The sequence below is a fragment of the Flavobacterium sp. LAR06 genome (assembly GCF_041946075.1).
Taxonomy (GTDB): domain Bacteria; phylum Bacteroidota; class Bacteroidia; order Flavobacteriales; family Flavobacteriaceae; genus Flavobacterium.
In genome coordinates this window covers 1-11,894 of sequence record NZ_JAUTYT010000004.1, presented here as the reverse complement: position 1 = coordinate 11,894, position 11,894 = coordinate 1, and the positions used below count along the sequence as shown (strand labels likewise).

The window sequence follows — 11,894 nt, the reverse complement described above, 5'->3', positions numbered from 1 at the left end:
TATGAAAAATTGGATGTTAGCAATTGGTGTTTTTTTCTTGACATTAAGTACAATGCAAGGTCAAAGCGTTATTGGAAAATGGAAAACCATTGATGATGAAACTGGTGAAGCAAAATCAGTAGTAGAGGTTTATGAAAAATCTGGAAAAATATACGGTAAGGTCGTAGAGATACTTCGTGAAAATCATAAAAAGGATGTTTGCTCTAAATGTGAAGGTGCAGAAAAAAACAAACCAATTTTAGGTATGGTTATCATTAACGGACTTAAAAAAGATGGTTCTGAGTACAATGGAGGATCAATCTTGGATCCAACAAATGGTAAAAAATACAAGTGTTATATTGAGTTAGAATCAGCAGATAAATTAAAACTTCGTGGTTATGTTGGGATTTCTATTATGGGAAGAACGCAATACTGGACACGAGTGAAATAAAAAGAATATGCGAAAATTAGCTTCGATAATTTTATTCTTAGCAATACTATCCAATAGTTTTGGACAATCTAAGAATTCGCCATTACAAATAAGTCATCTTACAGGTGACTTTTATGTTTATAAGACATTTCATGATTACAAAGGAACTTTGATTTCTGCCAATGCATTATATCTTGTTACAGATAAAGGTGTTGTGTTGTTTGATGCGCCTTGGGATCAAACACAGTTTCAGCCTTTATTAGATACAATTAAAGTAAGACATAATAAGGATGTTATTATGTGTTTTGCGACACATTCTCATGATGATCGTGCGGGAGGTTTAGGTTTTTACAAACAAAAAGGAATTAAAACGTATACTATAAAAGCAACGGACAAAATCCTTAAAGAGAAAGATCAAAATAGGGCTGAATTTGTAATACCAAATGATACTACATTTACTGTTGGCCAACATACTTTTCAGGTTTATTATCCTGGAAAAGGACATGCGCCGGACAATATTGTAGTTTGGTTTGATAAAGAAAAAGTGCTTTACGGAGGTTGTTTTATCAAGAGTGCAGAAGCAAAAAAATTAGGATATTTAGGTGATGCTGATGTAAAAGAGTGGGAAAAATCGATAAAAAAAGTGCAGTCTAAATTTATGAATCCTAAATATATTATTACAGGTCACGATGATTGGAAAGATCTTTCCTCTTTAAAACATACTTTGAATTTGGTTCAGGAATATAATGCTGAAAAAATTTCGGCCAAAAAATAATTATCTCAATCCTATAAAAAAATCGCATGTTTTTTGTCGAAGTTATTTTACCACTTTCCTTAGTTAAGCCCCTTACTTATCGTGTTTCTGAGGCCGAGTTCCATTTTATTAAAAAAGGAATGCGGGTGGCGGTGCCTATTAAAAGTAAAATCTATACGGCACTTGTTTTGGATATTCATGAAAATGCTCCGACTTTGTATGAAGCCAAAGAAATTCATCAGATTTTAGACGAAAAACCAATCGCTACCGAAACTCAGATCAAACACTGGCTTTGGGTGGCAAACTACTATATGTGTGGTATTGGCGATGTATATCGCGGTGCTTTCCCTAGTGGATTATTGCTTGAAAGCGAAACTATTATTTCGCATAAAGTAGATGTTGTTGTGAATGAAAACGAGCTTTCTGACGATGAATTTCTGGTTTATGAAGCCTTACAACAGCAGAGTTCACTAAAGGTTCAGGAGATTATTTCGATTTTAAATAAAAAAAATATTCTTCCTGTTCTTCAAAAATTAATGGAAAAGGATATCATTGTTTTAGAAGAAGAAGTAAAAGAAAATTACAAGCCAAAACTGGTTCGATATGTAAAATTGCACTCTAAATATGAATCAGATAATGGCTTAAGTGAGTTATTAGAAGTGTTGAAAAGTGCCAATAAACAAAAAGAAATTGTTATGGCTTACTTTCAGATTAGTGCTTCAGAGAAAAAGCCTATCACAGTTAAGAAATTGACTGAAGTTTCAAATTCAACTTCGACGATTGTAAAAACATTAATTGAAAAAGAAATTTTTGAAGAATATTATCTGCAACACGATCGGGTTTCTTTTGATGGAAAAGCTTCAGAAAAACAATTGCAATTGAGTGATGCGCAGGAAACAGCTTTCAACGAAATTAAAAAGAATTTAACAGAAAAGGAAGTTTGTCTGCTTCACGGAGTTACATCAAGCGGAAAAACGGAAATATACATTAAGTTAATTGAAGAATATTTAGAAATTGGAAAACAAGTTTTGTATCTATTGCCTGAAATTGCATTGACAACTCAGTTGGTTTCTCGTCTTAGAAATCATTTTGGAGATAAGGTTGCTGTTTTTCATTCTAAATATAGTAACAATGAAAGGGTAGAGGTTTGGAAACAAACTCTTGAGGATTCTGATAAAGCTCAAATTGTAATAGGAGCAAGGTCGGCTTTGTTTTTACCTTTTAATAATCTTGGATTATTGATTGTTGACGAAGAGCATGAACAAACTTTTAAGCAAACAGATCCTGCGCCGAGATATCATGCTCGCGATTCGGCAATTGTTTTGGCTAATTTTCATAATGCCAAAGTGCTTTTGGGATCAGCAACTCCAAGTATTGAAACGTATTTTAATACACAAATTGAAAAATTTGGTTTAGTTACGATCACAGAACGTTATAATAATGTTCGAATGCCTGAAGTTGTTTTGGTTGATTTAAAAGACAAGCATTTCAGAAAAAGGATGACGGGTCATTTTAGTGATCTTTTAATAGAAGAAATTGCAGAAGCTTTGTCTTTGGGCGAACAAGTGATTTTGTTTCAAAACAGGAGAGGATATTCTCCTATAATAGAATGTATGACTTGTGGTCACGTTCCGCATTGTCAACAATGTGATGTGAGTTTGACTTTTCATAAAAATAAAAATCAATTGAGATGTCATTATTGTGGGTATTCAATTGCTAAGCCAACGCATTGCCATAGTTGTTCAAGTATTGATTTAACTACAAAAGGTTTCGGAACAGAGCAAATCGAACAGGAATTGATTTCTCTTTTCCCGAAAGCTAAAACCGGAAGAATGGATCAGGATACTACAAGAGGAAAATTTGGTTTTGAAAAGATCATTGATACTTTTAAAAATAGAGAAATTGATATTTTAGTTGGTACACAGATGCTGGCTAAAGGCTTAGATTTTGATAATGTAAGTCTGGTTGGGATTATGAATGCCGATAATATGTTGCATCATCCTGATTTCAGAGCTTTTGAACGCAGTTTTCAGATGATGACACAGGTTGCAGGAAGAGCCGGAAGATCAGAGAAACAAGGAAAAGTTGTGATTCAGACTTATAATCCAAATCATAATACAATCCAACAGGTTACAACACATAATTATGTAGGTATGTATAAGGAGCAATTATACGACCGACAAATCTATAAATACCCGCCTTATTTCAGAATTATAAAGCTCACTTTAAAGCACAAAGATTTTGAAAAATTAAAAGAAGGATCGATGTGGTTGTACCAGGTTTTGAGCCAGAATTTAAATATGCCGGTTTTAGGTCCGGAAGAACCCGCAATCAGTCGAATCAGAAATGAATATATCAGAACGATTTTGATTAAGATTCCGCAAAACCTGCATTTAGGAAACACAAAAAAAACTATTCAGAAAATGTTGAATAGTTTTGAAGCTGTTGCTCAGTACAGAGCTATAAAAGTAATTGTCAACGTCGATTTTTATTAATTACGACGAAGTTGACAATGCTTTAACTAAATCTTCTTTTTTGTTTCGGCTTAATGGAATTTTTGTGATTCCAATTTCAGCAAATTTACTGTTGAAGCGTTCTACTTTGTCTATATTAATAATATAGGACTTGTGAACACGAATAAATTTGTCTTTTGATAAATCATTTTCAAAAGATTTCATTGTCGAAAGAACTAAGTTGCTGTCGTCTTCTGTGACTACTCTTACGTAATCTCCAAAAGCTTCAATCCATTTAATTTTCGATGTGAAAATTTTAAGCTTTTTAAGATTACTTTTAATAAAGATATGTTCGCCTTCTTCTTCTTTTACTTCTTTTTTAAGCAGATGCATGTCGATTGCTCTTTTTACAGAAGCATTAAAACGGTCAACGGCAATAGGCTTCTGAAGATAATCAGTAGCATCGTAGTCGAAAGCTTTTAAGGCATACTCGGCTTTAGAAGTAATAAATATAATCTGAGGCTTAGATTTTAGTCCGTCAAGGAAATCAAAACCATTGATAACAGGCATTTCAATATCTAGAAAAATTAGATCGATATTATTTAAAGAGATACAACTTTTTGCTTCTATTGCATTAGAAAAGTCCCCGATTAAGTGCAAACCTGGGTGATTATTAACTAATTTTGCAATAATTGTCCTCTGTATAGAACTATCATCTACAACAACACAGTTTAGTTTCATAACATTTAAATTTAGAATAAATTCAGGATAGCAGTAGTAAATGTATTATTTTTCTAGAAAAAAAACTAAACTTAAGCCTTATTTTTTACATTACAACGAATAAAGATAAAAAAGTGTTGTATATATAAAAATAATGGTTACTTTTGCACCCAATTTTAACAAATAAATATTGTATTTATGAATCATTATGAAACTGTTTTCATTTTAAATCCCGTTTTATCTGAGGTTCAGGTGAAGGAAACAGTAACGAAATTTGAAGAATTTCTTACTAGTAGAGGAGCTGAAATGGTATCGAAAGAGGATTGGGGTCTGAAAAAAATGGCTTACGAAATCCAAAACAAAAAAAGTGGTTTTTACCATTTATTCGAATTCAAAGTAGCTGGAGAAGTTCTAATTGCTTTTGAAACTGAATTTAGACGTGACGAAAGAGTTATGCGTTTCTTAACTGTAAGTTTAGACAAACATGCTATTTCATGGGCGGAGAGAAGAAGAGCTAAATTAAAATCTACTAAAGCGTAATTATTATGTCTACAATCGAACAATCTGCAAAAGGAAAAAAAGACGGAGATATCAGATATTTAACGCCTTTAAACATTGAAACTAACAAAACTAAAAAGTACTGTCGTTTCAAAAAATCAGGAATCAAATATATCGATTATAAAGATGCTGATTTCTTATTGAAATTCGTTAATGAGCAAGGAAAAATTCTTCCTCGTCGTTTAACTGGAACTTCATTAAAATACCAAAGAAAAGTTTCTGTAGCTGTAAAAAGAGCTCGTCACTTAGCTTTAATGCCATACGTGGCCGATTTATTAAAATAATTAAAAACTCTAGTCGCTGGTTTCTGTTAAAGCAGAACCTAACTTCTAAAATATAAGGACAACAACATGGAACTTATTTTAAAACAAGACGTACAGAACTTAGGATTTAAAGATGATGTAGTATCTGTAAAACCTGGTTACGGTCGTAACTTTTTAATTCCTCAAGGTTTTGCTTCATTAGCAACTCCTTCTGCTAAAAAAGTTTTAGCTGAAAACCTAAAACAAAGAGCGCATAAAGAAGCTAAAGTGGTTGCTGATGCTAAAGCATTAGCTGAAACTTTAAAAGCTCTTGAGATTAAACTTACTGCAAAAGCTGGTGGAGAGAAACTTTTTGGTTCTATCACAAACATCGACATTGCTGAAGCATTAGAGAAATCAGGTAACGCTATTGATAGAAAATTCATCACTAGTGGTATCGTAAAACGTACTGGAAAATATTCTGCTAGCATCCGTTTACACAGAGATGTTATCGTTGACTTACCATACGAGATTATTGCTGAAAAATAACATTTTGTTAACTTCTTGTTAATAAAATATAAAAACCACTCTTAGGAGTGGTTTTTTTTTGCCTAATTTTGAGAATAATAACTCATTCAAAATCAGGAAAATGAAAAAAATCTTTGCATTATTGTTATGTTTGCTGGCCTTAACCGCAGCCGTAGGGCAAACAACGACGTCGAGTATTAAGGGTATTGTAAAAAGCTCCACCAATGAGCTACTACCAGGTGCTACGATCTTAGCGATTCATACTCCAACAGGAGGTAAGTATTCAGCCGTTTCCAATGAAGATGGAAGGTTTAGTATTTTAAACATGAGAATTGGAGGTCCTTACAAAATTGTAGTAAGTTTTGTAGGTTTTCAAAATCAGGAATATGATGATATTTATCTTGATTTAGGTAAACCTTTTAATATTGATGTTGTCTTAGCAGATGCGAGTCAGGCATTGGAGGAAGTTAAAATTGTAACTAAGGACAAAGTTTTTAAAAGCGGAAAAACCGGTGCTGAAACTACAATTGGCAGAAGGGAATTAACAGCTTTACCTACAATTTCAAGATCTGCTGAAGATTTTACACGTTTAGAACCAACAGCTAGTGGTGGTTCTTTTGGAGGAAGAAACGATCAGTACAATAATTACTCTTTAAATGGGGCTGTTTTTAATAATCCATTTGGATTAGATGCTGCAACTCCGGGTGGTCAAACTGGAGCTCAACCTATTTCATTAGACGCAATTGAGCAAATTCAGGTAGCGACCGCACCTTACGATGTAACATTATCAGGTTTTACAGGAGCTTCTGTAAATGCCGTGACGAAATCGGGGACGAATGAATTTCACGGTACAGCGTATGCTTTTTATAGAAATCAGGATTTAACGGGAAGTAAGATTAAAGGCGAAAAAATATTTGTGCCAACGTTAGAGCAAACTCAGGCAGGATTTAGCTTAGGGGCGCCAATCATTAAAGATAAATTATTCATTTTTGGAAATTTTGAAATTGACAAACGAAGCGATTTAGGATCAAATTTCGTTGCAAACAACAATGATGGTGTAACAGGAATTAATGAATCAAGAGTTATGGAATCTGATTTAATTGCGGTTTCAAAAGCACTATCAGATTTGGGATATGATACAGGTGCTTATCAAGGATTTTTGCATGAATCTAATTCTAATAAAGGAATTATTAAAGTAGACTGGAATATTAATGACAATCATAAACTGGCTGTTATTTATAACTTTCTGGATGCTTCAAAAGATAAACCGGCTCACCCAACAGCCTTAGGTTTTAGGGGACCAAATGCTTCAATATTACAGTTTAGAAACTCAGGTTATCAAATCAATAATAATTTAAGTTCTTTTTTAGCGGAATTAAATTCAAAATTCAGTGAAAAAGTTTCGAACAAACTACAGGCTGGATATTCTCATTTTAATGATTACAGAGTGCCATTTTCTGTTCCGGCTCCCGTAATTAATATTCAGGATGGTGCAGGTTCTAATTATATCATTGCCGGGCATGAGCCTTTTTCTATCAATAATACATTAGACCAAAAGGTATTTCAGATTACAGATAATTTGACTTATACAGTTGGAAAACATGTATTTACTTTTGGGACTTCTTTTGAAAAATTTGGATTTAAAAATTCTTTCAATTTAGCTGGATATGACAATTTTGGAAATCCAAATGGTTATGCAGGAACTTTTTTTACTCCTTATTTCACTACTCAGGATTTCTTAAATGATGCCGCTCAGCCTTATGCAACGAGTATCATTGCGCAAAACCTAAAATATGCACAAGATACATTTAATACAAAAAGTCAATTTGAAGTTGGAGCAGACGGTGGTTGGAAACTAGCCGAGCTAAACGTAGGGCAATTAGCATTTTATGCACAGGATGATATTAGTTTAAATGATGATTTTAAATTGTCTGTAGGTTTAAGAATAGATAAACCACTTTACTTTAACACCGCTGATTTGATTCAGAAATATATAGATACTGATAATGGAGGCGCCGGTAGAGACAATGGTATTGATTATTATGATCCTCAAACAGGAGAAGCTGTACCTTTAATCTCAACAGATTTGCCAAGCGATCGAATTTTATGGTCGCCAAGAATTGGATTCAATTGGGATGTTAAAGGCGATGCGACTTCTCAGCTGCGTGGAGGTTCTGGAATTTTTACAGGAAGAATTCCTTTTGTATGGTTAGGGAATCAGGTAAGTGGTGCTGATGATAGTTTCCTGCAAATTATGGATCCTGATTATAAATGGCCGCAAGTTTGGAGAACAAGTTTGGGGTTTGATCACAGATTTGAAAGTAATTATATAGTAACATTAGATTTGTCTTATAATAAAGATATCAATGCTGTACATGTTCAAAACTGGGGGTTAAAACCACCAACAGGAACTTTAGCGGGGGTAGACAACAGAGCAATTTATGTTGCGGCAGATCACGGAGAAAATGATGCTTATGTAATGACGAATTCTGATAAGGGAAGCGCTTTTAACGCAACGGTTAAATTGCAAAAAACATTTGAAAATGGTTTGTATGCCAGTGTTGCGTATAACTATTTAAAGTCTAAAGATGTAAACTCTATTGAGGCGGAAATTACAGGAGATGCTTTTGCTTTTAATCCGGCGCTTGGAAATGTAAATAATGATGTATTATCAAATTCCAAATACGGAGATAATCATAGATTTATTGGTGTAGCTTCTAAAAAATGGAAATACGGACATGACAAATGGGCTACCACAGTGTCAACATTCTTAGAATATGCTCAGGGAGGACGTTTTAATTACACCTATGGAGGTGATATTAATGGAGACGGTTCAGCTGTAAATGATTTAATATATATCCCTACAACTGCAGAAATTGGTCAGATGACTTTTAGCGGAGCGGGTCAGGCTGAGGCTTTTGATAAATTTATAGCTCAGGATAAGTATATGAGAGATAGGAGGGGACAGTATGCAGATCGTTATGGTGCAATATCTCCGTGGAGAGGAAGATGTGATTTAAAACTATTACAGGATTATAATTTTAGAGTGTCATCTGCTTCAGAAAAGAAGAATACAATTCAATTTAGTATTGATATTTTGAATTTCGGAAATTTGATAAATTCAGATTGGGGAGTTGTTCAGGTTCCAACCAGTGTGCAACCAATTGGAGTGACTGTGGCAGGAAATACACCAACTTATACTTTCAATAATGCACCAACAAAAACGTTTAGCTATGATGCCAGTTTAACATCAAGATGGCAAATGCAATTTGGTATAAGATACATTTTCTAGTAAACGAAAAAAAGTTATAAATTTGCCCTCGCATTTGCGGGGGCTTTTTTTTGAATAATTACAGCAAAAAAATAGGAAGGCTCTTTTTAGAATGTTTAAAGAAAAAAATAAATGAAATACGCAAGACTTACAAAAGAGCAATTTGATGAATTGCACGCAGAATTTGCCAGCTTTTTGGCTACACAGGCTATTGACAAAGCAGAATGGGATTCTCTTAAAATAAATAAACCTGAGGTTGCTGAACAGGAACTGGATGTTTTCTCTGATTTAATCTGGGAGGGTGTTTTATCAAGAGCGGAATTTTTGGAGCATTTCTCGAAAAATCATATCTTTTTATTTCAGTGTTTTGAAACACATGTTCAATCAATAGTGTTAAAATCACTGGTTCCGGAAACAGATTTTCTAACTAAGGAAGGTTTGCAATGGTTAAGTGATAATATGTTTACAGAAACGATTGAAATGAAAGTTGGAAAAAAAGTATTTACTGAAGACAGAAATGCGTCTATTTTTGAATTGATTCAGCAGGGTGCTTTTTTAAGTGACGGTCAATTGTTCAAACAAATTAATACTATTTTGGAATCTTAAGATTTTAGTGAGACAAAATTAAGTTGAATGAAAGGCAAACAATGAATGTTAAATTGTTTGCCTTTATTTATTTTTTTAACTTTTGTTTAAACTTTTAATTTTTTTTTGGCCCGTATTTCTACGTGTTTTTTGTAAATAAGTGCAAAAACAGCCTTGTCGCTTGATAATCATTGAAATAGCTGATAATTGTGTTTGTTTAAGCTTATTTTAACCAATCAATATGTTGATTTTGTAAGTTTTTACTTTCTTTTTTATGATATGTTAAAATTAATTATATTTTTTGTGATATTTATAACATCATTTTTCTTCTTAAAAGCGCCATTTTTTCTGGTATTTTAGATAGTATTTTAACATTTAACCTTTTTTTACATTTTAAAAAATAGGAATTTTATTCTTGTTTTATATTTTCCTTTTAATTAATTTTAGTGGAGGAAAGATTAAACAAAATGTTGATAAAAAAAACTTTTCTTTCTTAAGTGAAAAAATATAATAAAGATTTTTTATTGCATTAGAGTTTAAAGGTTTTCTTAAAATAACTTAATTAATTTGCTTATGGAATTGACAATTACTCTACTTATCAAATTTGCATTAGGTCTTCAAATTACTTTAGCTTTATTTTTTATTCTTTCAGATAGAATTAAGCTTGTGCGAAAAAAAGCAAATTTCAATCTAACTATAAACGTTTTTCAAAAAAGCCAATATTACGTCAGCTTTTTATTTAACAAGCCCAGTCTGTGGTTTTGTATATAAAAGTATTGTCGTGATTTTTTATTGATAATCCTTAGTATTAAATAATGTTTCAAATTTTAGAATTTTGTAAATTTTCTAAATAAGGATAGACTGTCTAATCAGCATTTTATCGAATTGAAACATACTCTCAATATTTAATAGAATTCCCCAAATTCTGCTAATAGACATAGATTTTCTTTCTGAAAATTAACCTTCTACAAATCACTCTATTTATTTGGAAATTGATTCATATCAGTATTCCACAAAAGTTTAAGATGTTTTTTATTCAAAAGAATAAGAAGTGGTCTTTGTATACTTCAGTATACGTGATATTTTTTAATGAAATGTGGTTTAAAGTAGTAGACAACTGTTATTTTAAATTTCATTTTAAGTAGCTGATTATTAACGTTTTTTAAAATTGCCTAAGTATACGTACTTATCGCAACAGGTATTTTATTGTCCATTTTCTAATCTTCCAAATTATGAAAAAAACTTTTACTTTTTATGATCTCATCGTAAAGAAGAGATTATTGTTTTTGGTATTTTTATTGCTTTTAAGCAGTAAAAACTTTGCACAAACCTTTTGTAGACCAATATCAAATACAAATGGTACTTCAGGTATTTGCATTGCTTCTGTAACAGATCCAACAGCTGCCTATGATAATGACGCGGGCTTAACAACATATGCAACGCTGAGTACAGTCGTCGGGGTGTTTTGTTCTGTTCAAGAAACTTTGGTTCTCAACCAAACAGCAAAGGCTGGAGATGAAATTGTTTTATATATTGGTAGTGGTGCTGGTGTGCTTAATCTATCATTATTATCTACAGGTATTATTCAGCCTAAACTTAATGGTACAAATTCAGGATCAGCAGTAGCGATAAATAATCCTTTGCTTAATTTGGCATTATTACCAGGAAACACTATTGGAGTATTAAGATATACTTTGACAGGTGATACTAATCAGGTTCAAATACAGTTAGGTGGGGCCGTAAGTGCGCTAACTGATTTAAGAATTTACGATGTTCGTTTAGAATTTGCTGCACCAACGGTAACAGGAGGTTTAAATCAAACAATTTGTTCAGGAAGTTCTACCACATTAACTGCAACTCCTGCAGCCGGAACAACTATAGCTTGGTATAGTTCACCAACCTCAACTACAGCTTTAGCTACTACAACTTCGTATACAACTCCAATTTTAACTACAAACACAACTTATTATATAGGTGTTGCAAGAGTAGCTGGTTGTGAGGGAAATGAACGTGTACCAGTTGTTATTAATGTATCAAATCCGTTAGCTCCTGTGATTAGTACAGTTGGTACAGCAGTTTGTTCTTCAGGACCAACTCAGTCCACGACATTATCAGTTTCAAATCCGGTAGCCGGAACTACCTATTCCTGGTTTAGTTTAGCAGCTGGAGGTGTTGCTCTGGCAAGTGGAAACTCTTATTCTCCAATTGTTCCAACAGGGGTTAGTAATTTTTATGTAGAAGCATCAATTGGCACATGTAAAGCACCAAGCCGAACTCCAGTTACTGTTACCTCTACACCAGTTCCTGCACTAGCATCGGTACTGACACAAAGTGTATCGATATTATCGGGTCAAAATGCGACTTTAAATGCTTC

General features: G+C 33.0%; 9 protein-coding genes and 1 pseudogene. 9 read left to right on the top strand and 1 reads right to left on the bottom strand.

Going from position 1 to position 11,894, the window contains the following annotated elements; genetic code table 11:
• Window position 1: 1 nt before the first annotated feature.
• The 3 genes from Q7C23_RS06850 to priA are packed head-to-tail and all read left to right on the top strand — an operon-like array spanning window position 2 to window position 3,658.
• A complete protein-coding gene (locus tag Q7C23_RS06850; RefSeq protein WP_375031811.1) occupies window positions 2–430 on the top strand; it encodes a DUF2147 domain-containing protein in 429 nt (142 codons plus the stop codon).
• A 7-nt stretch (window positions 431–437) separates the two neighbouring features.
• Window positions 438–1,184 (top strand): subclass B1 metallo-beta-lactamase, encoded by a 747-nt coding sequence (bla-B1-FLAV, locus tag Q7C23_RS06845; RefSeq protein ID WP_375031810.1) that lies wholly within the window; start codon window positions 438–440, stop codon window positions 1,182–1,184.
• 26 nt (window positions 1,185–1,210) lie between these two features.
• A complete protein-coding gene (priA, locus tag Q7C23_RS06840; RefSeq protein WP_375031809.1) occupies window positions 1,211–3,658 on the top strand; it encodes a primosomal protein N' in 2,448 nt (815 codons plus the stop codon).
• Here priA and Q7C23_RS06835 read toward each other — a convergent pair whose 3' ends face one another.
• Complete coding sequence (locus Q7C23_RS06835) at window positions 3,659–4,357, bottom strand: LytTR family DNA-binding domain-containing protein (protein WP_072971141.1); 699 nt, start codon at window positions 4,355–4,357, stop codon at window positions 3,659–3,661. It lies immediately after the preceding gene.
• Between the two features lie 177 nt (window positions 4,358–4,534).
• Between Q7C23_RS06835 and rpsF the strand changes: the two genes are divergently transcribed.
• From rpsF to Q7C23_RS06805, 6 genes and pseudogenes are all read left to right on the top strand, one after another.
• Window positions 4,535–4,876 carry a 30S ribosomal protein S6 gene (rpsF, locus tag Q7C23_RS06830; protein ID WP_007810575.1) on the top strand — a complete coding sequence of 114 codons (342 nt, stop codon included), beginning with the start codon at window positions 4,535–4,537 and terminating at the stop codon, window positions 4,874–4,876.
• Between the two features lie 5 nt (window positions 4,877–4,881).
• Window positions 4,882–5,178 (top strand): 30S ribosomal protein S18, encoded by a 297-nt coding sequence (gene rpsR / locus Q7C23_RS06825; protein ID WP_002987043.1) that lies wholly within the window; start codon window positions 4,882–4,884, stop codon window positions 5,176–5,178.
• 66 nt (window positions 5,179–5,244) lie between these two features.
• The gene (gene rplI, locus Q7C23_RS06820) at window positions 5,245–5,685 is read left to right on the top strand and encodes a 50S ribosomal protein L9 (protein WP_072971140.1); all 441 of its coding nucleotides are present in this window, start codon (window positions 5,245–5,247) and stop codon (window positions 5,683–5,685) included.
• A gap of 100 nt (window positions 5,686–5,785) precedes the next feature.
• Complete coding sequence (locus Q7C23_RS06815) at window positions 5,786–8,956, top strand: carboxypeptidase regulatory-like domain-containing protein (protein ID WP_375031808.1); 3,171 nt, start codon at window positions 5,786–5,788, stop codon at window positions 8,954–8,956.
• Between the two features lie 111 nt (window positions 8,957–9,067).
• A complete protein-coding gene (locus tag Q7C23_RS06810) occupies window positions 9,068–9,541 on the top strand; it encodes a DUF6495 family protein (protein ID WP_056185413.1) in 474 nt (157 codons plus the stop codon).
• A gap of 1,211 nt (window positions 9,542–10,752) precedes the next feature.
• Window positions 10,753–11,894: pseudogene (locus Q7C23_RS06805) on the top strand (hypothetical protein); the annotation flags it as partial.